General features: G+C 65.0%; 33 protein-coding genes. 29 read left to right on the forward strand and 4 right to left on the reverse strand.

Annotation, left to right across the window (positions count from 1 at the left end):
- Positions 1 to 5: 5 nt before the first annotated feature.
- A complete protein-coding gene (locus GQE99_RS14750) occupies positions 6 to 629 on the reverse strand; it encodes a TIGR02466 family protein (protein WP_161352410.1) in 624 nt (207 codons plus the stop codon).
- Between the two features lie 111 nt (positions 630 to 740).
- Between GQE99_RS14750 and GQE99_RS14755 the strand changes: the two genes are divergently transcribed.
- From GQE99_RS14755 to rplQ, 20 genes are all read left to right on the forward strand, one after another.
- Positions 741 to 1352: a cyclic nucleotide-binding domain-containing protein gene (locus GQE99_RS14755; RefSeq protein ID WP_235917254.1), complete on the forward strand. Its 612-nt coding sequence runs from the start codon at positions 741 to 743 to the stop codon at positions 1350 to 1352.
- 161 nt (positions 1353 to 1513) lie between these two features.
- Complete coding sequence (gene rpmC / locus GQE99_RS14760) at positions 1514 to 1717, forward strand: 50S ribosomal protein L29 (protein WP_161352411.1); 204 nt, start codon at positions 1514 to 1516, stop codon at positions 1715 to 1717.
- 14 nt (positions 1718 to 1731) lie between these two features.
- Positions 1732 to 1962, forward strand: coding sequence for a 30S ribosomal protein S17 (gene rpsQ, locus GQE99_RS14765; protein ID WP_161352412.1), 231 nt, complete (start codon positions 1732 to 1734; stop codon positions 1960 to 1962).
- A 67-nt stretch (positions 1963 to 2029) separates the two neighbouring features.
- A complete protein-coding gene (gene rplN, locus GQE99_RS14770; RefSeq protein ID WP_005621870.1) occupies positions 2030 to 2398 on the forward strand; it encodes a 50S ribosomal protein L14 in 369 nt (122 codons plus the stop codon).
- Complete coding sequence (gene rplX / locus GQE99_RS14775) at positions 2398 to 2703, forward strand: 50S ribosomal protein L24 (RefSeq protein WP_161352413.1); 306 nt, start codon at positions 2398 to 2400, stop codon at positions 2701 to 2703. Before rplN ends, rplX begins: the two co-directional genes overlap by 1 nt.
- Complete coding sequence (rplE, locus tag GQE99_RS14780; protein WP_161352414.1) at positions 2703 to 3266, forward strand: 50S ribosomal protein L5; 564 nt, start codon at positions 2703 to 2705, stop codon at positions 3264 to 3266. Before rplX ends, rplE begins: the two co-directional genes overlap by 1 nt.
- A gap of 17 nt (positions 3267 to 3283) precedes the next feature.
- Positions 3284 to 3589 carry a 30S ribosomal protein S14 gene (rpsN, locus tag GQE99_RS14785; protein WP_161352415.1) on the forward strand — a complete coding sequence of 102 codons (306 nt, stop codon included), beginning with the start codon at positions 3284 to 3286 and terminating at the stop codon, positions 3587 to 3589.
- Between the two features lie 13 nt (positions 3590 to 3602).
- Complete coding sequence (gene rpsH / locus GQE99_RS14790) at positions 3603 to 3995, forward strand: 30S ribosomal protein S8 (RefSeq protein WP_161352416.1); 393 nt, start codon at positions 3603 to 3605, stop codon at positions 3993 to 3995.
- A gap of 12 nt (positions 3996 to 4007) precedes the next feature.
- The gene (gene rplF / locus GQE99_RS14795; protein ID WP_161352417.1) at positions 4008 to 4541 is read left to right on the forward strand and encodes a 50S ribosomal protein L6; all 534 of its coding nucleotides are present in this window, start codon (positions 4008 to 4010) and stop codon (positions 4539 to 4541) included.
- An 11-nt stretch (positions 4542 to 4552) separates the two neighbouring features.
- Complete coding sequence (gene rplR, locus GQE99_RS14800; protein ID WP_161352418.1) at positions 4553 to 4912, forward strand: 50S ribosomal protein L18; 360 nt, start codon at positions 4553 to 4555, stop codon at positions 4910 to 4912.
- 113 nt (positions 4913 to 5025) lie between these two features.
- Positions 5026 to 5601, forward strand: a complete 576-nt coding sequence (rpsE, locus tag GQE99_RS14805) for a 30S ribosomal protein S5 (protein WP_161352419.1) — start codon at positions 5026 to 5028, stop codon at positions 5599 to 5601.
- 5 nt (positions 5602 to 5606) lie between these two features.
- A complete protein-coding gene (rpmD, locus tag GQE99_RS14810; RefSeq protein WP_161352420.1) occupies positions 5607 to 5795 on the forward strand; it encodes a 50S ribosomal protein L30 in 189 nt (62 codons plus the stop codon).
- Between the two features lie 281 nt (positions 5796 to 6076).
- Positions 6077 to 6865 carry an MBL fold metallo-hydrolase gene (locus GQE99_RS14815; RefSeq protein ID WP_161352421.1) on the forward strand — a complete coding sequence of 263 codons (789 nt, stop codon included), beginning with the start codon at positions 6077 to 6079 and terminating at the stop codon, positions 6863 to 6865.
- Between the two features lie 235 nt (positions 6866 to 7100).
- Complete coding sequence (gene rplO, locus GQE99_RS14820) at positions 7101 to 7562, forward strand: 50S ribosomal protein L15 (protein WP_161352422.1); 462 nt, start codon at positions 7101 to 7103, stop codon at positions 7560 to 7562.
- A gap of 100 nt (positions 7563 to 7662) precedes the next feature.
- The gene (secY, locus tag GQE99_RS14825) at positions 7663 to 9039 is read left to right on the forward strand and encodes a preprotein translocase subunit SecY (RefSeq protein ID WP_161352423.1); all 1377 of its coding nucleotides are present in this window, start codon (positions 7663 to 7665) and stop codon (positions 9037 to 9039) included.
- Positions 9036 to 9677, forward strand: a complete 642-nt coding sequence (locus tag GQE99_RS14830; RefSeq protein WP_161352424.1) for an adenylate kinase — start codon at positions 9036 to 9038, stop codon at positions 9675 to 9677. The genes secY and GQE99_RS14830 overlap by 4 nt, the downstream gene beginning before the upstream one ends.
- A 312-nt stretch (positions 9678 to 9989) precedes the next feature.
- Positions 9990 to 10358, forward strand: a complete 369-nt coding sequence (rpsM, locus tag GQE99_RS14835) for a 30S ribosomal protein S13 (RefSeq protein ID WP_161352425.1) — start codon at positions 9990 to 9992, stop codon at positions 10356 to 10358.
- Between the two features lie 14 nt (positions 10359 to 10372).
- Positions 10373 to 10765, forward strand: coding sequence for a 30S ribosomal protein S11 (gene rpsK, locus GQE99_RS14840; RefSeq protein WP_161352426.1), 393 nt, complete (start codon positions 10373 to 10375; stop codon positions 10763 to 10765).
- Positions 10766 to 10877: 112 nt separating this feature from the next.
- Positions 10878 to 11894 carry a DNA-directed RNA polymerase subunit alpha gene (locus GQE99_RS14845; protein WP_161352427.1) on the forward strand — a complete coding sequence of 339 codons (1017 nt, stop codon included), beginning with the start codon at positions 10878 to 10880 and terminating at the stop codon, positions 11892 to 11894.
- A 135-nt stretch (positions 11895 to 12029) separates the two neighbouring features.
- Positions 12030 to 12458: a 50S ribosomal protein L17 gene (gene rplQ / locus GQE99_RS14850; RefSeq protein ID WP_161352428.1), complete on the forward strand. Its 429-nt coding sequence runs from the start codon at positions 12030 to 12032 to the stop codon at positions 12456 to 12458.
- 95 nt (positions 12459 to 12553) lie between these two features.
- Here rplQ and GQE99_RS14855 read toward each other — a convergent pair whose 3' ends face one another.
- Positions 12554 to 12742, reverse strand: a complete 189-nt coding sequence (locus GQE99_RS14855; protein WP_161352429.1) for a hypothetical protein — start codon at positions 12740 to 12742, stop codon at positions 12554 to 12556.
- A 176-nt stretch (positions 12743 to 12918) separates the two neighbouring features.
- Between GQE99_RS14855 and GQE99_RS14860 the strand changes: the two genes are divergently transcribed.
- From GQE99_RS14860 to GQE99_RS14900, 9 genes are all read left to right on the forward strand, one after another.
- Positions 12919 to 14229, forward strand: coding sequence for a replication-associated recombination protein A (locus GQE99_RS14860; RefSeq protein WP_161352430.1), 1311 nt, complete (start codon positions 12919 to 12921; stop codon positions 14227 to 14229).
- Between the two features lie 31 nt (positions 14230 to 14260).
- Complete coding sequence (gene crcB / locus GQE99_RS14865; protein WP_161352431.1) at positions 14261 to 14638, forward strand: fluoride efflux transporter CrcB; 378 nt, start codon at positions 14261 to 14263, stop codon at positions 14636 to 14638.
- A complete protein-coding gene (locus GQE99_RS14870; RefSeq protein WP_161352432.1) occupies positions 14635 to 15684 on the forward strand; it encodes an RluA family pseudouridine synthase in 1050 nt (349 codons plus the stop codon). Before crcB ends, GQE99_RS14870 begins: the two co-directional genes overlap by 4 nt.
- Complete coding sequence (locus tag GQE99_RS14875; RefSeq protein WP_161352433.1) at positions 15672 to 16346, forward strand: HAD-IA family hydrolase; 675 nt, start codon at positions 15672 to 15674, stop codon at positions 16344 to 16346. Before GQE99_RS14870 ends, GQE99_RS14875 begins: the two co-directional genes overlap by 13 nt.
- Positions 16343 to 17059, forward strand: a complete 717-nt coding sequence (locus tag GQE99_RS14880; RefSeq protein WP_161352434.1) for an ATP12 family chaperone protein — start codon at positions 16343 to 16345, stop codon at positions 17057 to 17059. Before GQE99_RS14875 ends, GQE99_RS14880 begins: the two co-directional genes overlap by 4 nt.
- A 212-nt stretch (positions 17060 to 17271) precedes the next feature.
- On the forward strand, positions 17272 to 18306 hold the full coding sequence (locus tag GQE99_RS14885) for an amino acid ABC transporter substrate-binding protein (RefSeq protein ID WP_161352435.1): 1035 nt from the start codon (positions 17272 to 17274) through the stop codon (positions 18304 to 18306).
- Positions 18307 to 18426: 120 nt separating this feature from the next.
- Entirely contained in the window at positions 18427 to 19731 is a 1305-nt protein-coding gene (locus tag GQE99_RS14890) for an amino acid ABC transporter permease (protein ID WP_161352436.1), read from the forward strand.
- A 1-nt stretch (position 19732) separates the two neighbouring features.
- Complete coding sequence (locus tag GQE99_RS14895) at positions 19733 to 21034, forward strand: amino acid ABC transporter permease (protein WP_161352437.1); 1302 nt, start codon at positions 19733 to 19735, stop codon at positions 21032 to 21034.
- 12 nt (positions 21035 to 21046) lie between these two features.
- Positions 21047 to 21838, forward strand: coding sequence for an amino acid ABC transporter ATP-binding protein (locus GQE99_RS14900; protein WP_161352438.1), 792 nt, complete (start codon positions 21047 to 21049; stop codon positions 21836 to 21838).
- Positions 21839 to 21910: 72 nt separating this feature from the next.
- Here GQE99_RS14900 and GQE99_RS14905 read toward each other — a convergent pair whose 3' ends face one another.
- Complete coding sequence (locus GQE99_RS14905) at positions 21911 to 22459, reverse strand: SixA phosphatase family protein (RefSeq protein ID WP_161352439.1); 549 nt, start codon at positions 22457 to 22459, stop codon at positions 21911 to 21913.
- Between the two features lie 93 nt (positions 22460 to 22552).
- Positions 22553 to 23416, reverse strand: coding sequence for an acetylglutamate kinase (gene argB / locus GQE99_RS14910; protein ID WP_161352440.1), 864 nt, complete (start codon positions 23414 to 23416; stop codon positions 22553 to 22555).
- Positions 23417 to 23437 lie beyond the last annotated feature (21 nt).

The raw sequence follows: 23437 nt of genomic DNA on the forward strand, positions 1-23437 counted from the left end.
GGGCCTTAACCCTCCCACTTGTAGTTGAAGCTCACCGAGATCCGTTCGTCCTCGGCCTGGTTCATCGGGACCTCGTGGCGCAACCAGCTTTCCCACAGGAGCACGTCGCCCACCTGCGGGGCCACGTAGACGAAGGTGCGCAGGTCTTCGCGTGCGGACTTGCGGCGCGGGGGCGCGGCCATCAGGCGGGCTGACCGGGGATCCTCCAGTTTCAGGGCCGAAGCGCCGTCGGGCATCGACACGTAGGTCGTCCCGGAAATCACCGAATGCGGGTGAAGGTGCGAGCTGTGGGTGCCGCCCTCCGGCAGGATGTTGATCCAGATGTCCTCGAGCACCAGCTTGCCCTCGCCCAGGTCGAATTCAAGATCCTCGGCGAAGGCCGCCACGTGCTTGTCGAGCGCTGCGACCACGTCGGCGAAGATCGGGAACCGCCAGGGCAGGTCGGTGAGGGAGGCATACGAGGTGTAGCCGGGATACCCTTCCGTCTCGCACCAGCGCTGCCCCGCTTCGTCGTCCTCGTAGATCGCCCAGCAGGACGCTTCGAGTTCGTCGGTCGAGATGTCGTCGCCCAGCTCGTTCAGCCGGGCGCGGTAGAGGCGGGTCACGAAGAGGGAGGATATATCGGCCATGTGGCCTCGATACGTCAAACCCGATCGCTTGGCGAGAGCGGGAGGCGGCTTTCCTTTGAAACCCCGGCAGCCATGCCCTAGCCTCGGTGAGATACCTGACCGAGTACCGTTTTGACCGACCTTTTCGATGCCGGGTTCCTGACCCACGGCTTTTTTGGCCACCTGAGTTACGTCCTGATGATCGTGTCGATGATGATGCGGCGCATGCTCTGGCTGCGCCTCCTTGTCATCGTATCTGCGGTCTCCGGCATCATCTACGACTGGGTGATGATCGGGAACGTAGTGGGCGCGTTCTGGCAGGTCCTCCTGATCGCGGTGAACGTGGTCCAGATCATCCTGCTCTGGACCCGCGACCGGCTTCTGGACCAGGGGCGATGGGAGAGCGTGCCCGAGGGCACGCGGCTGACGGAGGAGGGAGAGCGCCCCGGCTTCCTCACCTACCTGTCCGAGGGCACGGCCAGGATCGACACCGGCAACACGGAAGTCGCGCGCATGGAGCCCGGCCATTTCGTCGGGGAGATGTCGTTGATGGGCGACGGGCTGGCCAGCGCCGACGTCACGGTGGCCGAACCCGCGCGGGTCTGGCGCATCGACCGCGACCGGCTCGAGCGCATGCGCACCCAGCAGCCGAAGCTCTTCGCGCTGATCGAGGCGGGCATCGCGCTCGACCTGCGTGCGAAGGTCATCGCGACCAACACGCGCGCCGCGGCCGCCCCGGCCTGAGCCCCTTTTCGCGGGTGTTTCCCGCCAAGGGGTTGCTTTGTATTCCGCAAGGGCTTATTGGAGCCGCTCATCACGAACTCCACCAGATTCGCGGTGACCCCGAAACGTGCCTGAACGCCGGATAGGGGGCCGACTGGTGATGTTGGAAAGGAAGATAGGCGATGAACGCCAGCGAATTGCGTGACAAAAGCGCCGACCAGCTGAACGAACAGCTGTCGGATCTCAAGAAAGAGGCCTTCAACCTGCGCTTTCAGCAGGCCACCGGCCAGCTCGAAAACACCGCGCGGATGCGCCAGGTCAAGCGTGACGTGGCCCGTGTGAAGACCATCATCAACGAAAAAGCCGCTGCCGCGGCCGGCAACTGAGGGAGGCCTGACAGATGCCCAAACGTATCCTGCAAGGCACCGTGACCTCGGACGCCAACGCACAGACCGTCACCGTGAGCGTCGAACGCCGCTTCACGCACCCGGTTCTGAAGAAGACCATCCGTAAGTCCAAGAAGTACCGGGCTCACGATGAGAACAACCAGTTCAAGGTTGGTGACCTCGTCCGCATCCAGGAATGCGCGCCGAAGTCGAAGACGAAACGTTGGGAGGTCATCAACGCCTGATGGCGGGGTGACAACCTAGCTCGATCGAAACCATGGGGTCGTAACCCCAAAGGTCAGGAGAAACCCTATGATCCAGATGCAGACCAATCTGGATGTTGCTGACAACTCCGGCGCGCGCCGGGTGCAGTGCATCAAGGTCCTGGGTGGGTCCAAGCGTAAATACGCCTCCGTCGGCGACATCATTGTCGTCTCGGTGAAGGAAGCCATCCCGCGCGGCCGCGTGAAGAAAGGTGACGTCCGCAAGGCCGTCGTCGTGCGCACCGCCAAAGAAGTCCGTCGCGAAGACGGCACCGCCATCCGCTTCGACCGGAACGCCGCGGTGATCCTCAACAACAACAACGAGCCGGTCGGCACCCGTATCTTCGGGCCGGTGGTTCGCGAGCTGCGCGCGAAGAACTTCATGAAGATCATCTCGCTCGCTCCGGAGGTGCTCTGATGGCTGCGAAACTCAAGAAGGGCGACAAGGTCGTCGTGCTCGCCGGCAAGGACAAGGGCAAGCAGGGTGAAATCACCTCGGTGTCCCCGAAGACCGGCAAAGCGGTCGTCGACGGCGTGAACATGGCGATCCGTCACACCCGCCAGAGCCAGCAGAGCCAGGGCGGCCGCCTGCCGAAGGCGATGCCGATCGACCTCTCGAACCTCGCGCTGCTCGACAAGAACGGCAAGGCGACCCGCGTCGGCTTCAAGATGGAAGGCGACAAGAAGGTTCGTTACGCCAAGACCACCGGGGAGGTGATCTGATGCTCGACGCACAAAACTACACCCCGCGCCTGCGCACCCACTTCCGCGAGACCGTGAAGGCGGCCCTCAAGGAAGAGTTCGGCTACACGAACGACATGCAGATCCCGCGTCTGGACAAGATCGTCCTGAACATCGGCTGCGGCGCCGAGGCCGTTAAGGACTCGAAGAAAGCCAAGGCCGCCCAGGAAGACCTGACCAAGATCTCGGGCCAGAAGGCTGTTGTCACCAAGGCGAAGAAATCCATCGCCGGTTTCCGTGTTCGCGAGGACATGCCGCTCGGTGCGAAAGTCACCCTGCGCGGCGACCGGATGTATGAATTCCTCGACCGCCTGATCACGATCGCCATGCCGCGCATCCGCGACTTCCGCGGCGTGCCGGGCACCTCTTTCGATGGCCGCGGCAACTACGCCATGGGCATGAAAGAGCACATCGTGTTCCCGGAAATCGACTTCGACAAGGTCGATGAAGTCTGGGGCCTCGACATCGTGATCGCCACCACCGCGAAAACCGACGCGGAAGCCAAGAGCCTGTTGAAGCACTTCAACATGCCCTTCAACAGCTGATCCTTGGAGACCGAGTAATGGCTAAGAAATCCATGATCGCGCGTGAAGCCAAGCGTCAGAAGCTGGTGGAAAAATACGCTGAAAAGCGTGCCGCGCTGAAAGAAATCATCAACGACGAGTCCAAGCCGATGGAAGAGCGTTTCCGCGCCTCCCTGAAGCTGGCGAAGCTGCCCCGCAACTCCTCGCCGACCCGTCTTCACAACCGTTGCCAGCTGACTGGCCGTCCGCATGCGTACTACCGCAAGCTGAAGGTCAGCCGGATCGCGCTGCGGGATCTTGGCTCCAATGGCCAGGTCCCCGGCCTGGTGAAATCGAGCTGGTAAGGGAGAGACGACGATGAACGATCCTATCGGCGATATGCTCACCCGTATCCGCAACGCGCAACTGCGCGGCAAGTCGACCGTGTCCACGCCGGCCTCCAAGCTGCGCGCCTGGGTGCTCGACGTGCTCGCGGACGAAGGCTACATCCGCGGCTACGAAGCCGGGACCGATGTCAACGGTCACCCGACCCTTGAGATCAGCCTCAAGTACTTCGATGGCACCCCCGTCATTCGCGAACTGCAGCGGGTTTCGACCCCCGGCCGCCGCGTCTACATGGGCGCCAAGGAGATCCCGCAGGTCCGCCAGGGCCTCGGTGTCTCGATTGTCTCCACGCCGAAAGGCGTCATGTCCGATGCAAACGCTCGCAGCCAGAATGTTGGCGGCGAAGTGCTTTGCACGGTATTCTAAGGAGGTCTGGTAATGTCTCGTATTGGCAAACGTCCGGTCGAGCTCCCCTCTGGCGTCACGGCGACGCTGTCGGGCCAGACCGTTGAGGTGAAGGGGCCGAAGGGCACCCGCACGTTCACCGCCACCGACGATGTCACGATCTCGATCGATGACACGCTCGTGTCGGTCGAGCCGCGCGGCAAGTCCAAGCGCGCCCGCCAGCAGTGGGGCATGTCGCGCACCATGGTGGCCAACATGGTCCAGGGTGTGACGGACGGCTTCAAGAAAGAGCTGGAAATCTCGGGCGTCGGTTACCGCGCCCAGATGCAGGGCAACACGCTCAAGCTCAACCTCGGCTACTCGCACGAGGTCGACTTCGAGGTTCCGGAAGGGGTGACCATCACGGCGCCGAAGCCGACCGAAGTCGTCGTCGAGGGCGCCGATCAGCAGCTCGTCGGCCAGGTCGCGGCCAACATCCGCGAATGGCGTGCTCCCGAGCCCTACAAGGGCAAGGGCATCAAGTACAAAGACGAGTACATCTTCCGCAAGGAAGGCAAGAAGAAGTAAGGACGCGAACAATGGCAAACAGCAAACGAGACCTGTTTCTGAAGCGCCGTCTGCGCGTTCGGAACAAGCAGCGGAAAGTGAACCCCGGCAAGCTTCGCCTGTCGGTTCACCGCTCCAACAAGAACATCAGCGTCCAGCTGATCGACGACGTGAACGGCCGCACGCTGGCCTCCGCGTCCTCGCTCGACAAGGACCTGGGCCTGTCCGGCAAGAACAACGTGGAGGCCGCCGCGAAGGTGGGCGCCGCGATTGCCGAGCGCGCCAAGAAGGCCGGTGTGGAAGAGTGCTACTTCGACCGTGGCGGCTTCCTGTTCCACGGCAAGGTGAAAGCCCTTGCCGAGGCGGCCCGCGAAGGCGGCCTGAAGTTCTGATGACCTTTGAGAGGGGCGCTCCGGCGCCCCTCCGATGATCCGGGGGGCATCGCCCCACCGAGGATCGAGTTGAACCGGTGCCCGAGCGCACCACCCAAGTGAAGGAATGCCTGATGGCAGAACGTGACAACCGCCGGAATCGCCGCGATCGCGACGAGACCCCGGAATTCGCCGATCGCCTTGTCGCGATCAACCGTGTGTCCAAGACCGTGAAGGGTGGTAAGCGCTTCGGCTTCGCCGCTCTCGTCGTCGTGGGCGACCAGAAGGGCCGTGTCGGCTTCGGCAAGGGCAAGGCCAAGGAAGTGCCCGAGGCGATCCGCAAGGCCACCGAGGCCGCCAAGCGCAACATGATCCGCGTGCCGCTGCGCGAGGGCCGGACCCTGCACCACGACATCGACGGGCGCCACGGCGCCGGCCGCGTCGTCCTGCGCACCGCCCCGCAAGGTACCGGGATCATCGCCGGTGGCCCGATGCGTGCCGTGTTCGAGATGCTCGGCGTCCAGGACGTGGTCGCCAAATCGGTCGGCTCGCAGAACCCCTACAACATGATCCGCGCCACGCTGAACGGTCTGACCAAGCAGCAGAGCCCGCGCTCGGTTGCCCAGCGTCGCGGCAAGAAAACCGCCGACATCCTGCCGAACCGCGACGAAGCGCCGGCCGAGTCGAGCCAGGTTGCTGAGGAGGCCTGAGGAAAATGGCAAAAACCATCGTCGTGAAACAGATCGGTAGCCCGATCCGTCGCCCGGGCATCCAGCGTCAGACGCTGATCGGCCTTGGCCTCAACAAGATGAACAAGACCCGCGAGCTCGAGGACACCCCCTCGATCCGCGGCATGGTCGCCAAGATCCCGCACCTCGTGGAGATCGTGGAAGAGCGCGGCTGAGACCCACGTGCCGGGCTGAAGCCCGGCCCACGTTGGGTGGGTGAAACCCACCACGGTTGACAGAATTGGCACCCCGGTCAGAAATGGCCGGGGTGTTTTACGTGTGCCGGCTTGTCGCCTGCGACCCCGCTCGCGCGTTGAAAGCTGCGCCCTCGGCCCCGGCGCGCGCCTCCCGTCCGGGCGGACCCTCACCCCATCGTGATCTCTCTGGCCCCTTGTGACTGAACCTTGCGTCAACTCGCGCGTAGTCTTCCTGATTATGCGAAACAGGGAGAGACATCATGAAAACGACACGCCGCACGTTCCTCGCCACCGCCGCCGCGAGCGCAGGCGCGGTCACGATCCTGCCCTATGCCGGCATGGCCGCAGCGCACAGCTCCAACATGTTCCAGACGGATGCGGGCGACATCATCGTGCACCCCGTCTCTCACGCCTCCTTCGTGATGGAGACGCCCAAGGGTGTGATCTACGTCGACCCGGTCGGCGCCGCCGAAGACTATTCCGATTTCCCGGCCCCCGACCTGATCCTCATCACGCACGAGCACGGCGACCACTACAACGCCGAGGTGCTCACCGCGCTCATCGGTGGGGAGACGTCGCTCGTCACCAACCCGGCCGTGAACGGCATGCTGCCCGCCGAGATATCGGACGGCGCGGTGTCGATGGCCAATGGCGACAGCATGGATTGGAACGGCCTCACGATCGACGCGATCCCGGCCTACAACACGACCGAGGGTCGGCAGAATTTCCACCCCGAGGGCCGCGACAACGGTTACGTGCTGAGCTTCGACGGCTTCCGGGTCTACATCTCGGGCGACACCGAGGACATCCCGGAGATGCGGGCGCTCGAGAACATCGACCTTGCCTTCATCTGCATGAACCTGCCCTTCACGATGGACGCGAGCGCGGCCGCGAGCGCGGTCGAGGAGTTCGGGCCCGCCTACGTCTACCCGTACCACTACCGCGGGCGCGACGGCGGCACCCAGGACCCCGCCGAGTTCGCCGAAATGGTCGGCGACGCCACCGAAGTGAAAATGGGCGGCTGGTACGGCGAAGGCGAGCTGGGCTGACGCCCACCCCCTCCCGGGTGCACAGCGCACCGCCTGAGCGTCGCGTATCCCGCTGACCATCGGGGCGCGCGACACGATGCCGCTCCAAGCCCCGGCTCCCGGCCGGGGCTTGTTTCATGTTGAGGGACCGTCTATACGCGCCCGGTGGCCCGCGATGGGTCACGACTCACATCAAGACACGCCGTGGTTGGCCCGATTTCGCTTCGGGGGTCACATCCGGCACAGGAGAAGCGATATGAAACTCAATGAACTCCGGGACAATCCCGGTGCCGCCAAGAAACGTATGCGCGTGGGCCGTGGCCCCGGTTCCGGCAAGGGCAAGACCGCCGGCCGTGGTATCAAAGGCCAGAAGTCGCGTTCCGGTGTGGCCATCGCCGGCTACGAAGGCGGCCAGATGCCCCTCTACCAGCGTCTTCCCAAGCGTGGCTTCAACAAGCCGAACCGCAAGAAGTACGCTGTCGTGAACCTGGGCATCATCCAGAAATTCATCGATGCCAAGAAGCTGTCCGGTGACATCACCGAGGACGCGCTGGTCGAAGCCGGCGTCGTGCGCCGCAAGCTCGACGGTGTCCGCGTTCTCGCCAAGGGCGACTTCTCGGCCAAGGCGAACATCACCGTGACCGGCGCCTCCAAGTCGGCCATCGAAGCGGTCGAAAAGGCCGGCGGCAAGCTGACCACGGCGGCCGCGGCGGAGTAACGCTTGTTCGGCGCAGCCTTGCGCCTTAGATAAGCGTCGGACCTTAGCGCCGCCGAAGCCGGGGAACGGTTCGGCGGCGTTTCTCTGAACAGGGGGCCTTATGGCATCTGCAGCGGAACAAATGGCGGCCAACCTTTCGTGGGGCACGCTGGGAAAGGCGACCGAACTTCGCCAACGGATTTTCTACACGATCGGCCTTCTGATCATCTACCGGATCGGGACCTACATCCCGGTGCCGGGGATCGATGCGGGCGCGCTTCGCGATTTCATGGAGCAGGCGGCCAGCGGCATCGGCGGCATCCTGTCGATGTTCACCGGCGGCGCGCTGGGGCGGATGGGCGTGTTCGCCCTGGGCATCATGCCCTACATCTCGGCCTCGATCATCGTGCAGCTCCTGGCCTCCATGTGGGAGCCGCTCAAGCAGCTCAAGAAAGAGGGCGAGCAGGGACGCAAGAAGATCAACCAGTACACGCGCTACGGCACCGTGGCGCTTGCGACCGGGCAGGCCTTCGCGCTCGCCAACAGCCTCCAGGCGGGCGACCTCGTGTCGACACCGGGCCCCTACTTCGTGGCCTCGGCCGTCGTAACGCTGGTCGGCGGCACCATGTTCCTGATGTGGCTCGGTGAACAGATCACCGCGCGCGGCATCGGCAACGGTATCTCGCTCATCATCTTCGTGGGCATCGTGGCCGAGCTTCCGGCCGCCTTCGCCCAGTTCTTCAGCCAGGGCCGCTCGGGCGCCGTCAGCCCGGTCGTGATCATCGGCGTGATCGTCATGTTCGTCGCCGTGATCGGCTTCGTGGTGTTCATGGAACGCGCGCTGCGCAAGATCCACATCCAGTATCCGCGCCGCCAGGTCGGGATGAAGATGTACGACGGCGGCACCAGCCACCTGCCGATCAAGGTCAACCCGGCCGGCGTCATCCCGGCGATCTTCGCCTCGGCGCTGCTGCTGCTGCCCACGACGCTCCAGACGTTCAGCACGAACGGTTCGACCGGGCCGGTCATGTCGACGATCCTTGCCTACTTCGGTCCGGGTCAGCCGCTCTACCTGCTGTTCTTCGCGGTCATGATCATCTTCTTCACCTTCTTCTACACCAAGGAAGTGGCGTTCAAGACGGACGACGTGGCCGACAACCTGAAGAACCAGAACGGCTTCGTGCCGGGCATCCGCCCGGGCAAGCGGACCGCCGAATACCTCGACTACGTGGTGACGCGCATCCTGGTGCTCGGCTCGCTCTACCTAGCGGCCGTCGCCCTCCTGCCCGAGATTCTGCGCGCCCAACTCGCGGTGCCGTTCTACTTCGGCGGTACGTCGATCCTCATCATCGTGTCCGTGACAATGGACACGATCCAGCAGGTCCAGAGCCACCTGCTTGCACACCAATACGAAGGCCTGATCGAGAAATCGCAGCTGCGCGGCAAGCGCGGTGGGAGCGCTGCGAAAAAGGGACGGAAGGGACCAGCCAGACGATGAATATCATTCTTCTTGGACCGCCTGGAGCCGGCAAGGGCACCCAGGCGCGAAAACTCGTGGAAGAACGCAACATGATCCAGCTGTCGACGGGCGACATGCTGCGCGAGGCGCGTTCCTCGGGGACCGAGATGGGCAACAAGGTTGCCGCGATCATGGACGCCGGCGAGCTCGTGACCGACGAGATCGTCATCGGCCTGATCGAGGAGAAGCTCGAGGGCGACAATGCCGGCGGGTTCATCTTCGACGGCTTTCCGCGCACGCTGGGCCAGGCCGACGCGCTGGGTGACCTGCTCAAGAAGCACGGCGCGCAACTGGATGCCGTGATCGAGATGAAGGTCGACGACGACGCGCTGGTGGAGCGCATCACCGCGCGCTCGACCTGCGCCAACTGCGGTGAGGTCTACAACGACATCACCAAGCCGATCCCCGAAGACGGCAAGTGCACCAACTGTGGCGGGACCGAGTTCAAGCGCCGGGCCGACGACAACGAGGAAAGCCTGCGCACCCGCCTGATGGAATACTACAAGAAGACCTCGCCGCTCATCGGCTACTATTACGCCAAGGGCGACCTCAGCACCGTGGACGGGCTGGGCGAGATCGACGCGGTCGCGAAAGAAATCAACGCCGTTCTGGGCTGACCTGACCGGCACGGATTTGTAGGGCCCGGCGCATCCCTTTGCGCCGGGCCCTGTCTTTTCGACAGCGGGGCAGGGCGGCCCTCTCCGGCGGTGCAATTCTCCAATGAACCCGCATGCTTGCCCCGGCCCTTGACGTGGCGGAGAATCCCTCGTAAAGCACCGCATCCCGATACGGGAATCGGTAGCACGGGGTCGCACCTCGACAGCCACCAGACCAGAGATTCAGCTGCGGCCCGCAGGGATGACCCCGGCGGGCTTACGTTGTGAAAAAAGGACCTGGCGCTACGGGTCCGCAACGAAAGGATATAGACCTTGGCACGTATTGCCGGCGTGAACATCCCGACGCACAAACGCGTCCCGATCGCCCTCACCTACATCACCGGAATTGGCCATTCGTCGGCCAAGGACATCTGCGAGGCGACGAACATCGACCAGACCCGCCGGGTCAACGAACTGTCCGACGCCGAAGTGCTCGCCATCCGCGAACACATCGACGCGAACTTCACGGTCGAAGGCGACCTGCGCCGCGAAGTGCAGATGAACGTCAAGCGCCTGATGGACCTGGGCTGCTACCGCGGCCTGCGCCATCGTCGCAACCTCCCCGTGCGCGGTCAGCGCACGCACACCAATGCGCGCACGCGCAAAGGCCCGGCGAAACCCATCGCTGGCAAGAAGAAATAAGGGAGGTCTGACCAATGGCACGTGATACCCGTCGCGGAGGCAAGAAGAAGGTCTCCAAGAACATCGCCGCTGGCGTGGCGCATGTGAACAGCTCGTTCAACAACACCAAGATCCTGATCTCGGACGTGCAGGGCAACGCGATCTCCTGGTCGTCCGCCGGCACCATGGGCTTCAAGGGCTCGCGCAAGTCGACCCCCTACGCCGCCCAGATGGCCGCGGAAGACGCCGGCAAGAAGGCGCAGGAGCACGGTGTTCGCACGCTGGAAGTCGAAGTGCAGGGCCCCGGTTCGGGCCGTGAATCCGCGCTGCGCGCGCTGGCTGCCGTCGGCTTCAACATCACGTCGATCCGTGACGTGACGCCGATCGCGCACAACGGCTGCCGTCCGCCGAAGCGCCGCCGCGTCTGATACAGCACGTTATTCGCTCGGGCCGGGGAATACCCTGGCCCGAGTACGTCATTTTTGAACCTCGGGCGTTCTGCCTTTTGGACATGGAGGCAGAACAGGAATGGAGGGACGCATGATCCACAAAAATTGGGCCGAATTGATCAAGCCGACGCAGCTTGACGTGAAGCCGGGCAATGACCCGTCGCGCCAGGCCACCGTCGTGGCCGAGCCGCTTGAGCGTGGCTTCGGCCTGACGCTGGGCAACGCGCTGCGCCGCGTTCTGCTGTCGTCGCTGCAAGGCGCGGCCATCACCAGCGTCCAGATCGACAACGTGCTGCACGAATTCTCGTCGGTGGCCGGTGTGCGTGAAGACGTGACCGACATCGTCCTGAACCTCAAGGGCGTCGCGATCCGCATGGAAGTCGAAGGGCCCAAGCGCCTGTCGATCTCCGCCAAGGGTCCGATGGTCGTGACCGCCGGCGACATCTCGGAAAGCGCGGGCATCGAGATCCTGAACAAGGATCACGTGATCTGCCACCTCGACGACGGCGCCGACCTGTTCATGGAACTGACCGTCAACACCGGCAAGGGCTATGTCTCTGCCGACAAGAACAAGCCGGAAGATGCGCCGATCGGCCTGATCCCGGTCGACGCGATCTATTCGCCGGTCAAGAAGGTGTCCTACGACGTGCAGCCGACCCGTGAGGGCCAGGTGCTCGACTACGACAAGCTGACGCTGAAGGTGGAAACCGACGGCTCCATCACCCCGGACGATGCCGTGGCCTTCGCCGCGCGGATCATCCAGGACCAGCTGTCGATCTTCGTGAACTTCGAAGAGCCGGAATCGGCGGGCCGCCAGGACGAGGACGACGGGCTGGAATTCAACCCGCTGCTTCTCAAGAAGGTCGACGAGCTCGAGCTTTCGGTGCGTTCGGCCAACTGCCTGAAGAACGACAACATCGTCTACATCGGCGACCTGATCCAGAAGACCGAAGCCGAGATGCTGCGCACCCCGAACTTCGGCCGCAAGTCGCTGAACGAGATCAAGGAAGTGCTCTCGGGCATGGGTCTGCACCTCGGCATGGATGTCGAGGAATGGCCGCCGGAGAACATCGAGGATCTCGCCAAGAAGTTCGAAGACCAGTTCTGAGATCGGGGTGGGTGAGAGCCCACCCCCTCGCAAATGCCCGGAATGCCGGGGAACAGCAGGGCGATGATGCCCCAAGGAGAGCGGCCGAAACGCATGGTCGCCGGACAAAGCAAAACCTGAGATAGGAGACACAAAATGCGTCACGCACGTGGTTACCGCCGCCTGAACCGGACCCACGAACACCGCAAGGCGATGTTCGCGAACATGGCAGGCTCGCTCATCGAGCACGAACAGATCAAGACGACCCTGCCCAAGGCCAAGGAACTGCGCCGGGTGATCGAGAAGCTCGTCACCCTCGCCAAGCGCGGTGACCTGCACGCCCGCCGCCAGGCCGCGAGCCAGCTCAAGCAGGACGCCTATGTCGCGAAGCTCTTCGACGTGCTCGGCCCCCGCTATGCGGAGCGCAAGGGCGGCTACGTCCGCGTTCTGAAGGCTGGCTTCCGCACCGGCGACATGGCCCCGATGGCGATCATCGAGTTCGTCGACCGCGACGTCGACGCCAAGGGCGCGGCCGACAAGGCCCGCGTGGCGGCCGAGGAAGAGGCGGCCTTCGCCGAGGAATAAGCGATAGAGGTACCCAAGGGTGCCCATCGACACGAAGCCCCGCCCGGCGATGCGCCCGGCGGGGCTTTTTCATTCGAAACCAGCGCGAGACCGGGTCAGTTCACGCGCGGCGGGTTCCCGACAGGGTCGGATTTCAACATGGCCAAGGCGGCTTCGATCAGGTTCGTCCGCGTCTCGTCGTCGCCGGACTCATCCTGTGTCATGTCGAGATGGCGCGCGAGCGTGCGGCGCTGTTGATCATCCAGCGCGTTCAGCCAGGCAACCAGGTCGTCGTCTTTCTTCAATGCAGCGTTCCCCGTTGTCTGCCGTTTTGTCCATATTGGCAATACAATCTAGGGTTGTCAAAAAGTCACCGGTATACATGGCGAAATTGTTATTGCCGGGGCGGTTGGCCAGGTCGGCCCTGCGTCCGGCACCGGGGGTGCTGGCGGAGCCCGCGCGCGGACCCTAAATTGGGGGCATGACCGATTTGTTCGACAGCGTGACGCCTGAGGCGAAGGGCGGCGGGCCGCGCCCCCTGGCCGACCGGCTGCGCCCGGCCACCCTGTCCGACGTGATCGGTCAGGAGGCCGTCCTGGGCCCCGACGGGCCGCTCGGCACGATGCTGGCCTCCGGTTCGCTGGGCTCCCTCATCCTCTGGGGTCCGCCCGGGGTGGGCAAGACCACCATCGCGCGCCTGCTGGCGGACGAGACGGACCTTCATTTCGTGCAGATCAGCGCGATCTTCACCGGCGTGCCGGAGCTGCGCAAGGTCTTCGAGGCGGCCAAGATGCGCCGGCAGAACGGCAAGGGCACCCTGCTTTTCGTCGACGAGATTCACCGTTTCAACAAGGCCCAGCAGGATGGGTTCCTGCCCCACATGGAGGACGGGACGATCCTGCTCGTGGGGGCCACGACCGAGAACCCGTCCTTCGAGCTGAACGCGGCTGTCCTGAGCCGGGCGCAGGTCATCACCCTGAAACGGCTCGACGCGACCGACCTGGAGCGGCTGGCGCAACGGGCCGAGCGAGAGCTCGACCGACCCCTGCCGCTCACCGGAGATGCGCGCGACGCCCTGATCGAGATGGCCGATGGCGATGGCCGCGCGCTTCTCAACCTGATCGAACAGGTGATGGCATGGCAGGTCGACGGCAAACTCGACCGCGATGCGCTTTCCACCCGGCTCATGCGCCGCGCCGCGCAGTACGACAAGTCGGGCGATGGTCACTACAACCTGATCTCGGCGCTCCACAAATCCGTCCGCGGCTCCGATCCGGATGCCGCGCTCTACTGGTTCGCGCGGATGCTTGAAGGGGGCGAGGATCCCCGGTTCCTCGCGCGCCGGCTCACCCGCATGGCGGTGGAGGACATCGGGCTGGCCGATCCGCAGGCCAACGCGATCTGCGTCGATGCCTGGGAGACCTACGAACGCCTGGGCTCGCCGGAAGGAGAGCTCGCGCTCTCCCAGGCCGTGATCTATCTCGCGCTCGCGCCGAAATCGAACGCGGGCTACGTGGCCTACAAGGCCGCGCGCGCGCAGGCGCGCGAAACGGGCTCCGCGCCGCCGCCCAAGCACATTCTGAACGCGCCGACCCGGCTCATGAAAGACGAGGGGTATGGCGCGGGCTACCAGTACGACCACGACGCCGAGGACGGGTTCTCCGGTCAGGACTACTTCCCCGACGACCTGAAGCGGCCTGTCTACTACGTCCCCGTCGAGCGCGGGTTCGAACGCGAGCTGAAGAAGCGCGCGGACTTCTTCGCCGGGTTGCGCGCGAAGCGGCAAGGTTGACTCTGGCGCCGGTCAGGGAGAGAGCAGGGGCATGTTTGGGACAATACTCTCGGTCGCCGCAGGCGGCGCTCTCGGCGCCTCGGGGCGCTATCTCGTCAACGTCGGGGCGACGCGTGCGTTCGGCCACGGATTTCCCGCGGGCACGGTGATCGTGAACGTCCTGGGATCGCTTCTCATGGGCGTGCTCTTCGTGGTGCTGGCCAGGAAAGGCGGCAACGCCTATGCGCCCTTCCTGATGACCGGCGTGCTGGGCGGGTTCACGACCTTCTCGGCCTTCTCGCTCGATACGCTCGTCCTGTTCGAGCGCGGGCAGGCAGGGACCGCGGGTCTCTACGTCGTCGCGTCGGTCGCGCTGTCGCTGATCGCGCTGGTGGTGGGTGCCATGCTCACCCGGGCGGTGCTGTCATGAGCCGGGTTCAGACCGTCACGGTTGCCGAGGGCGACGGCGACCAGCGCCTCGACCGCTGGTTCAAGCGTCTCTTCCCGCACGTGCCCCAGGGCCGGATCGAGAAGATGTGCCGCAAGGGCGAGATCCGCGTCGACGGCGGGCGGGTGAAGGCCTCGACCCGCGTCGAGGCCGGGCAGGAAGTGCGCATCCCGCCGCTGCCGGACCCGGGCGACGCGCCGCCTGCGCCGAAACCCTCGGTGAGTGAACGCGACGCGCAGATGATCCGCGACTGCGTGATCTACCGCGACGACCACATCATCGCTCTGAACAAGCCGCCGGGGCTGCCCACGCAGGGCGGGTCGAAACAGACCCGCCATGTCGACGGGTTGGCCGAGGCGCTGAAATTCGGGCTCGAGGAAAAGCCGCGGCTGGTGCACCGGCTGGACAAGGACACTTCCGGTGTCCTGCTGCTTGCGCGGACACGCGCGGTGGCAAAGTCCTTGTCGGACGCGTTCCGTCATCGTGACACGCGCAAGATATACTGGGCCGTCGTCGCAGGCGTGCCGACACCGCGCATGGGTGTGGTGAAATGGGGACTCGTGAAGGCCCCCGGCGGCGGGCGTGGCGAGGGCGAGAAGATGCTCTGTGTCCACCCCGACGAAGTGCGCGCGACCGAGGGCGCGAAGCGCGCCGAAACCGACTACGTCGTGATCGAGGCGCTGGCGCAGCGTGCGGCCTGGGTCGGGCTGGTGCCCGTCACGGGGCGCACCCACCAGCTGCGCGCCCACATGGCCGCGCTCGGCCACCCTATCGTGGGTGACGGCAAGTATGGCGGCTCGGGGCAGGAGAACCTGGGCGACGGCTGGGGCGCGATGCTGGGCGGCGAGATTTCCAAGAAGCTGCACCTTCACGCCCGCTCGATCGAGATCGAGCATCCGGTGACCGGGCAGACGATCTTCATCGAAGCCGAGCTGCCCGAGCACATGAAACGCACGTGGGAGCAGCTCGGCTTCAACGCGAACGAGGCGCCGGACGATCCGTTCGAGGAGGACGAATGGGCCCCCTGAAGCTCGTTCTGTTCGACGTCGACGGCACCCTGATCGACAGCCAGCACGCGATCGTGGCGGCGATGGAGGCCGCGGCGGACGAGGCCGACCTGCCGCTGCCCACCCGTGCCGACACGCTGAGCGTCGTCGGCCTGTCGCTGGTGGAGGCGGTCCGCAGGCTCTTCGCCGATCACCCCGAAGAGGTTCAGGCGCGCGCAGTCGAGAGTTACCGGCGCGCTTACATGACCGGCCGCGACCGCGAGGGCGCGCCGCCGTTCTACGACGGCATCCTCGACGTGGTCCGAAAACTGGCCGAGCGCGACGAGGTGCTCCTTGGCACCGCCACCGGCATGTCGCGCCGGGGAATGCGGCGGATCATCGATACCTACGGGCTCGAGCGCCTCTTCGCCACGACGCAGACCGCGGACGACCATCCGTCGAAGCCCGATCCCGCGATGGTGCTGGCCGCGCTGCGCGAGACGGGCGTCGCGCCGCGCCACGCGGTCTTCGTGGGCGACACCGCGTACGACATCCAGGCGGGGCGGGCCGCCGGGGTCTTCACCATCGGGGTCACTTGGGGCTATCACGCCGCCGACGACCTCGAACGGGCCGGGGCGGACGCGGTGATCGACACCGTCGACGCGCTCGTTCCGACCATCGACAGGCTGTGGAGCGAGACATGAGCGACTGGGCACCGAAACGGTTCTGGAAAGAGACGCGCGCGGAGGCGTGCGATGACGGGTTCACCGTCTACCTCGACACCCGCACCGTGCGCACACCCGCCAAGGCCCGCTTCGTCCTGCCGACGCGCGCGCTGGCCGAAGCCTGCGCCGCGGAATGGGACGCCCAGGGCGAACAGATCGACCCGTCGGCGATGCCGATGACGCGCACCGCCAATTCCGCCATCGACAAGGTCCGCGTCCAGCACGGCGAGGTGGCCGAGCTCCTGGCGGCCTACGGCGACAGCGACCTGACGTGCTACCGCGCCGATACCCCGGCCGAGCTTGTCGCGCGCCAGTCGGAGGCGTGGGATCCGCTGCTCGACTGGCTGGAAGAGACCCATGGCGCGCGCATCGCACCGCGTACGGGGATCATGCACGCCCCGCAGGATGCCGTGGCACTCGCCCGGCTGCGCGAAGCCGTCCACACGCTCGACCCGTTCCGGCTGGCCGCGTTCCACGACCTCGTCTCACTCTCCGGATCGCTGGTCATCGCGCTCGCCGTTCAGCACGGACGGTTGTCGCCCGAGGACGCCTGGGCCCTGTCGCGGATCGATGAAACCTGGCAGATCGAGCAATGGGGCGAGGACGAGGAAGCGGCCGAACACGCGGCGCTGAAAAGGCAGGCATTTCTCGATGCGGCGCTGTTTTTTCGACTCGCCGATCACGATTCCTGACCCCGGAATCGGCCGGATTGACCAAATCCCAAGGTGTTACGTGGGGTTAGCGATCAGCCCCTAACCGCGTCAGGCTTGACGGGCTTGCGTCATATTGCCCAGAATATCCTCACGGGTGGGGTGTATCCCCCTGTCCTGAACCATCGACCGGCAAAGAACGTCCGGCAAAAAGCGCCTGTCTTCGTGTGGGCGCACAACAGGAAGAGGTAAATATGAAAAAATCCGTATTCGTTGGCGCCCTTGCTACGGCTGGCGTCATCGCAGGTGCCGCGTTCGCGCAAATGGACGATTCCGACTCGACGCTCGCGGCCGTGCAGGACGCGGGTGTTCTGAAATGCGGCGTCAACTCGGGGCTGACCGGCTTCGCCGCCCCCGATGCGAACGGTCGTTGGGAAGGCTTCGATGTCGCCGTCTGCCGTGCCGTTGCGGCGGCCGTGCTGAGCGACCCTGAGGCCGTGGAATTCGTGCCGACCACCCCGAAGACGCGCTTCACCGCGCTGGCCTCGGGCGAAGTCGACCTGCTCGTGCGCAACACGACGTGGACGCTGACGCGCGACGTGGACCTCAAGTTCACCTTCCTCGGCGTGAACTACTATGACGGCCAGGGCTTCATCGTGCCCAAGGCGCTGGGCGTGAGCTCGGCCAAGGAGCTGGACGGCGCGACCGTCTGCATCCAGACCGGCACCACCACCGAGCTGAACCTCGCGGACTTCTTCCGCGTCAACAACATCAGCTACGAGCCGGTGCCGATCGAAACCAACGCCGAAGCCCAGCAGCAGTACCTTGCCGGCGCCTGCGACACCTACACGACGGACGCCTCCGGCCTTGCCGCGACCCGCGCTTCGTTCGAGAATCCGGGCGATCACGCGATCCTGCCCGAGATCATCTCGAAAGAGCCGCTCGGGCCGCTCGTGCGCCACGGCGACGACGAATGGGCCGATATCGTGCGCTGGACGCTCAACGCGCTGATCGCGGCCGAAGAGTTCGGCATCACTTCGACCAACATCGAGGAACTGGCCAACGGCACCGACAACCCGGAGATCAACCGTATCCTGGGCACCGAGGGCACCATGGGCGAAATGCTCGGCCTCGATGCCGAATGGGCGATGCGGGCGATCATGGCCGAAGGCAACTACGGCGAGATCTTCGAGAAGAACATCGGGGAATCGACGCCGATCGGGCTCGCGCGCGGTCTGAACGCACAGTGGACCGACGGCGGCCTGCTCTACGCACCGCCGTTCCGGTAAGACACCAAGTCGGGCGCGGGTTGATCCCCGCGCCCGTTTCTTTGGGACACACGGCATGCCCGAAGCCACAGAGGCGGACCAACCGCCCGGGGTGACGGCCGGAGCCAACAGGGAAAATTCATGACGACGGTGACGCAACCGGAAGGCCGATCCTTCCGACTGTCCATGCTCATCTACGACAGCCGCTACCGCTCGGCCACGATCCAGATCGTGGCGCTGATCGGGTTCCTGCTGCTCATCGGATGGCTGGTTTCCAACACGGCGCAGAACCTCGCGACGCTGGGCAAATCCGTGGGCTTCGGCTTCCTGGGTGAACCGGCGGGCTACGACATCAACCAGCGGCTTCTGGATTACGATTCGCGCGACACGCATGCGCGTGCGGGCCTCATCGGTCTGCTCAACACGCTGCTCGTGGCCGTCGCGGGTTGCGTGCTCGCCACGATCGTCGGCGTCATCGTGGGCGTCCTGCGCCTGTCCAACAACTGGCTCGTCGCGCGGCTGATGACGGTCTACGTCGAGATGTTCCGCAACGTGCCTGTCCTGCTCTGGATCGTCTTCTCGATGGCGATCCTGATCGAAACATTGCCACCCCCCAGCGCCTTCCGCGGCGACGAGCCGTCGGCCAGTATGCTCGTGGGCGACAGCGTAGCGCTTACCAACCGGGGCATCTACGTACCCGAGCCGCTCTTCGGCCGCGTGGACGAAGAAGGCAACGCGCTGTCCTGGCGGCAGGGGCTGGGCGACGTGCACCTGTTCGGTGACAGCTGGATCCGCTTCGACGTGAGCCTGGAACTGATCGTCATCCTTGCCACGCTGATCGCGGGGATCATGGTGTCGGGCCTGATCAAGACGCGGGCCGACCGGATACAGAACGCGACCGGTCTCAGGCCGACCACGTGGTATTGGCGCGCCGGCGTCATCATCGTGCCCACCGCGATCGTGCTGTGGCTGATGGGGTTCTACCTGGGCAAGCCCGAACTCAGGGGTTTCAACTTCGGCGGCGGCACGCACCTGCGCAATTCCTTCATCGCATTGTGGCTGGCGCTCTCGCTCTACACGGCCGCCTTCATCGCCGAGATCGTGCGCGGCGGCATCCTTGCCATTTCCAAGGGACAGACCGAGGCCGCGGCGGCATTGGGCATCCGGCCCCGCCGGATCATGTCGCTGGTGATCCTGCCGCAGGCGCTCCGGGTGATCATCCCGCCGCTCATCTCGCAGTACCTGAACCTGACCAAGAATTCCTCGCTCGCGATCGCCGTGGGCTACATGGACCTGACCGGCACGCTGATGGGGATCACCCTCAACCAGACCGGGCGCGAGCTCGAGGCGGTGATGATGACCATGCTCATCTACCTCGGAATCTCGCTCCTGATCTCGGCCGGGATGAACGTCTACAACAACAGCGTGAAGCTGAAGGAGCGCTGACATGGCCGACTATTCCTATGTCCGCAAGGAAATGCTCCCCGAACGCGAGCCTCCGGCCAGCGAGGTGGGGGTGATCGGCTGGCTGCGCGAGAACCTGTTTTCCGGCTGGTTCAACTCGATCCTCACGGTCGTTTCGGTCGTCCTGATCTACCTGATCCTCGCGGCGATCGTGCCCTGGCTCTGGTCGCCCACCTGGGGGGCCGGGTCGCTCAGCGAATGTCGCGACATCGTGGCAGAGCTGGGCAAGGAACACGGGGGCGCGTGCTACGGTGTCATCACGGAGCGCTGGCAGCAGCTGCTCTTCGGTTTCTACCCCGAGGAACTCCGTTGGAGGCCGATCCTGACCTTCGTCGGGCTTTTCGTGGCGCTGGCGCCGGTCCTGTTCACCGACGCCTTCCCGCGCAAGATGCTGTGGTTCACCGGGGCCTACCTGTTCCTCGCCCCGTGGCTCATGTGGGGCGGGCCGATCTGGACGCCGCTCCTGGTGGCCGCGGGCCCCGCGCTGGGGTTCGTCGCGTTTCGCTTCGTTGCCCGCGCCGCGGGCACCCTTGCGGGCGTGATCGCCGCGGGGCTGGTCCCGATCCTGTGGTGGCTTCTGGCCGTGGGGCCGGTTGCGGGCGCGATCCAGTCCGTCGTCCCGCTCGGGATCGAGCTGGTCGAGAGCCGCCTGTTCGGGGGCTTCATGCTGTCGGTGTGGATTGGCGTGGTGGCGATCGCCATCTCGCTCGTCCTTGGTGTCGTGCTGGCGCTGGGGCGTCAGTCCGACCTGATGATCGTGAAGTACCTGTCCGTCGGCTTCATCGAGTTCATCCGGGGCGTGCCGCTGATCACGCTTCTCTTCGTGGCCTCGACGCTTCTCAACATCTTCATGCCGCCGGGCACCAACTTCGACATCATCCTGCGCGTGATGATCATGGCGACGCTCTTCGCCTCGGCCTACATCGCCGAGGTGGTGCGGGGCGGGCTCGCCGCCCTGCCGCGCGGGCAGTACGAGGCGGCGGATGCGCTGGGGCTGGATTACTGGAAGGCGCAGCGGCTGGTGATCCTGCCGCAGGCGCTCAAGATCTCGATCCCCGGCATCGTGTCGACCTTCATCGGCCTCTTCAAGGACACCACGCTGGTGTCGATCATCGGGCTTCTCGATCCGATCGGGCTGACCGGATCGATCCGGGCCGACGCCAACTGGAACGGCATCGTGTGGGAGCTCTACGGCTTCATCGCGCTCCTGTTCTTCCTCTCGTGTTTCTCCATGTCGCGCTACTCGATGTGGCTGGAGAAGAAATTGCGCACCGAACACCGATAAGGATGCACGGACATGTCCACGCTTGAAATCGAACCGACCGTCGACACGTCGAAGATGCAGATCTCCGACGAGGTGGCGATCCAGATCGCCGACATGAACAAGTGGTTCGGCACGTTCCACGTGCTGCGCGACATCGACCTGACCGTGTACCGCGGGGAACGGATCGTCATCTGTGGGCCCTCGGGATCGGGCAAGTCGACGCTGATCCGCTGCATCAACCGCCTGGAGGAACACCAGGCGGGGCAGATCGTGGTGGACGGGACCGAGCTGAACTCGGACCTCAAGAACGTCGACAAGGTGCGCTCCGAGGTCGGCATGGTGTTCCAGCACTTCAACCTGTTCCCGCATCTCACGGTGCTGGAAAACTGCACGCTCGCCCCGATCTGGGTACGCAAGGTGCCGCGCAAGGAAGCGGTCGAACGGGCGATGCATTTCCTGGAGAAGGTGAAGATCCCCGAGCAGGCGGACAAGTATCCCGGGCAGCTGTCAGGCGGTCAGCAGCAGCGCGTCGCCATCGCGCGATCGCTGTGCATGATGCCGCGGATCATGCTCTTCGACGAGCCGACCTCGGCGCTCGACCCCGAGATGATCAAGGAGGTGCTCGACACGATGATCGAGCTCGCCGAAGAGGGGATGACGATGATCTGCGTGACCCACGAGATGGGCTTCGCGCAGGCGGTGGCGAACCGGGTGATCTTCATGGCCGACGGTCAGATCGTCGAGCAGAACGAGCCCAAGGAATTCTTCAACAACCCGAAGTCGGAGCGCACCAAGCAGTTCCTGAGCCAGATCATCGGGCACTGAGCGCCGGCCCCGAAAACAAGAAGGCCCCCGCGCTGCGGGGGCCTTCCGTTGTCCGGAGAGTTGATCCCCGGATCAAGCCGACAGGGGGCGCGGTTCCTTTGCCATCGCATCCTCGGCGGCAAGCAGGTCGCGCGGCACGACGAAGTCGTGCAGGCGGCCCATTCGCCACGTGAGGTCCTCCCAGTCATCGATGTCGAAGTCGATCACCGCGCTCGCGCCTGTCGGATACCGGTCGAACAGGTGTGTCGCCGGCGGGTTGTCCAGAAGCCCGTGGGCCATGAAGGATGTGCCCGGGTTGTGCCCGATCATCATCACGGTGCGCCCCGTCGCGCCCTTGAGCGCGTTCAGCATCACGTCCGGCTCGGCCAGGTAGAGCGACGGCGCGATGTCCGCCTCCACCGGCGCGCAGCCTTCGCGCGAGATGAGGTCCCAGGTTTCGCGGGTGCGCTCCGCGGACGAGACCATGACCTCGTCAGGACACAAAGCCGTCGCCGAGAGCCAACGCCCGAGCGCCGAGGCCGAGTCCCGACCCCGCTTGGACAGCGGGCGATCGTGATCGGACATATGGGGATCGTCCCAGCTCGACTTGGCGTGACGGGTCAGAATGAGGCGCAGTGTCATGAAATGCGGGCAGCTCTCTTTTTCAGGGTGCCCGGCCTTTCTACCCGACGGGGGGGCAGGCGGGCAAGCCGCGCTGCAGCATACGACTTTGGTCTAACCCTGCCGGATGATCGAACCGGGCCCCTGTTCGGTGTAAAGCTCAAGCAGGCAAGCGTTTTCGACCCGTCCGTCGAGGATGACCACGGCGCGCACGCCGCCCTCGATCGCTGAAAGCGCGGTCTCGGTCTTGGGAATCATGCCGCCCGAGATGATTCCCTCGCGGGTCATGTCGCGGATCTGCATGGCGGTGAGTTCGGTGACGAATTGTCCGTCGGCGTTTTTCACGCCGGCCACGTCGGTGAGCAGCAGCAGGCGATCGGCCTTCAGCGCCGCGGCGATCGCGCCGGCGGCGGTGTCGCCGTTGACGTTGAACGTCTCGCCATCGCGGCCCACGCCGATCGGGGCGATGACCGGGATCGTCTCGGCCTCGGCCAGACGTTTGAGCACGAAGGGGTCGACCTCGACCGGGGTGCCCACGAAGCCAAGCCGGGGATCGGTGGGTTCGCAGACCATGAGGTTCGCGTCCTTGCCCGACAGCCCGACGGCGCGCCCGCCCTCGGCGTTGATTGCCTGCACGATACGTTTGTTCACGCGGCCGGCGAGCACCATTTCGACGACTTCGACGGTGGCCGCGTCCGTGACGCGCTTGCCGCCGACCCAGTCGCTTTCGACGCCGAGCTTTGCCAGCATCTCGTTGATCATCGGGCCGCCGCCGTGGACCACGACCGGGTTCACGCCGACGTGGCGCATGAGGACGATGTCGCGCGCGAAGCTTTCCATCGCCGCGTCGTCGCCCATGGCGTTGCCGCCGAACTTGATGACGACGGTCGCCCCTTCGTAGCGCTGCAGGTAGGGCAGGGCTTCGTTCAGGGTCCGGGCGGTGGCGATCCAGTCGCGGTTCATCGTCTGCTTTCTCATGTCGTGTCCCTCGGGGCGCTC

This window comes from Maritimibacter harenae (assembly GCF_009882975.1).
Lineage (GTDB): Bacteria > Pseudomonadota > Alphaproteobacteria > Rhodobacterales > Rhodobacteraceae > Maritimibacter > Maritimibacter harenae.

Bases quoted from the DNA above. Each gene is read 5' to 3' on its own strand.
- GQE99_RS14875 (WP_161352433.1), top strand. From the start codon at position 15,672: ATGGGCCCCCTGAAGCTCGTTCTGTTCGACGTCGACGGCACCCTGATC.
- GQE99_RS14830 (WP_161352424.1), top strand. From the start codon at position 9,036: ATGAATATCATTCTTCTTGGACCGCCTGGAGCCGGCAAGGGCACCCAG.
- rplF (WP_161352417.1), top strand. From the start codon at position 4,008: ATGTCTCGTATTGGCAAACGTCCGGTCGAGCTCCCCTCTGGCGTCACG.
- GQE99_RS14860 (WP_161352430.1), top strand. From the start codon at position 12,919: ATGACCGATTTGTTCGACAGCGTGACGCCTGAGGCGAAGGGCGGCGGG.
- GQE99_RS14890 (WP_161352436.1), top strand. From the start codon at position 18,427: ATGACGACGGTGACGCAACCGGAAGGCCGATCCTTCCGACTGTCCATG.
- rpsQ (WP_161352412.1), top strand. From the start codon at position 1,732: ATGCCCAAACGTATCCTGCAAGGCACCGTGACCTCGGACGCCAACGCA.
- rpmC (WP_161352411.1), top strand. From the start codon at position 1,514: ATGAACGCCAGCGAATTGCGTGACAAAAGCGCCGACCAGCTGAACGAA.
- GQE99_RS14845 (WP_161352427.1), top strand. From the start codon at position 10,878: ATGATCCACAAAAATTGGGCCGAATTGATCAAGCCGACGCAGCTTGAC.
- GQE99_RS14900 (WP_161352438.1), top strand. From the start codon at position 21,047: ATGTCCACGCTTGAAATCGAACCGACCGTCGACACGTCGAAGATGCAG.
- rpsK (WP_161352426.1), top strand. From the start codon at position 10,373: ATGGCACGTGATACCCGTCGCGGAGGCAAGAAGAAGGTCTCCAAGAAC.
- rpsE (WP_161352419.1), top strand. From the start codon at position 5,026: ATGGCAGAACGTGACAACCGCCGGAATCGCCGCGATCGCGACGAGACC.
- GQE99_RS14870 (WP_161352432.1), top strand. From the start codon at position 14,635: ATGAGCCGGGTTCAGACCGTCACGGTTGCCGAGGGCGACGGCGACCAG.
- rplQ (WP_161352428.1), top strand. From the start codon at position 12,030: ATGCGTCACGCACGTGGTTACCGCCGCCTGAACCGGACCCACGAACAC.
- GQE99_RS14750 (WP_161352410.1), bottom strand. From the start codon at position 629: ATGGCCGATATATCCTCCCTCTTCGTGACCCGCCTCTACCGCGCCCGG.
- rplE (WP_161352414.1), top strand. From the start codon at position 2,703: ATGCTCGACGCACAAAACTACACCCCGCGCCTGCGCACCCACTTCCGC.
- rpsN (WP_161352415.1), top strand. From the start codon at position 3,284: ATGGCTAAGAAATCCATGATCGCGCGTGAAGCCAAGCGTCAGAAGCTG.
- argB (WP_161352440.1), bottom strand. From the start codon at position 23,416: ATGAGAAAGCAGACGATGAACCGCGACTGGATCGCCACCGCCCGGACC.
- GQE99_RS14895 (WP_161352437.1), top strand. From the start codon at position 19,733: ATGGCCGACTATTCCTATGTCCGCAAGGAAATGCTCCCCGAACGCGAG.
- GQE99_RS14885 (WP_161352435.1), top strand. From the start codon at position 17,272: ATGAAAAAATCCGTATTCGTTGGCGCCCTTGCTACGGCTGGCGTCATC.
- rplO (WP_161352422.1), top strand. From the start codon at position 7,101: ATGAAACTCAATGAACTCCGGGACAATCCCGGTGCCGCCAAGAAACGT.
- GQE99_RS14905 (WP_161352439.1), bottom strand. From the start codon at position 22,459: ATGACACTGCGCCTCATTCTGACCCGTCACGCCAAGTCGAGCTGGGAC.
- rplR (WP_161352418.1), top strand. From the start codon at position 4,553: ATGGCAAACAGCAAACGAGACCTGTTTCTGAAGCGCCGTCTGCGCGTT.
- rpsH (WP_161352416.1), top strand. From the start codon at position 3,603: ATGAACGATCCTATCGGCGATATGCTCACCCGTATCCGCAACGCGCAA.
- crcB (WP_161352431.1), top strand. From the start codon at position 14,261: ATGTTTGGGACAATACTCTCGGTCGCCGCAGGCGGCGCTCTCGGCGCC.
- rpmD (WP_161352420.1), top strand. From the start codon at position 5,607: ATGGCAAAAACCATCGTCGTGAAACAGATCGGTAGCCCGATCCGTCGC.
- GQE99_RS14815 (WP_161352421.1), top strand. From the start codon at position 6,077: ATGAAAACGACACGCCGCACGTTCCTCGCCACCGCCGCCGCGAGCGCA.
- GQE99_RS14880 (WP_161352434.1), top strand. From the start codon at position 16,343: ATGAGCGACTGGGCACCGAAACGGTTCTGGAAAGAGACGCGCGCGGAG.
- rplN (WP_005621870.1), top strand. From the start codon at position 2,030: ATGATCCAGATGCAGACCAATCTGGATGTTGCTGACAACTCCGGCGCG.
- secY (WP_161352423.1), top strand. From the start codon at position 7,663: ATGGCATCTGCAGCGGAACAAATGGCGGCCAACCTTTCGTGGGGCACG.
- rplX (WP_161352413.1), top strand. From the start codon at position 2,398: ATGGCTGCGAAACTCAAGAAGGGCGACAAGGTCGTCGTGCTCGCCGGC.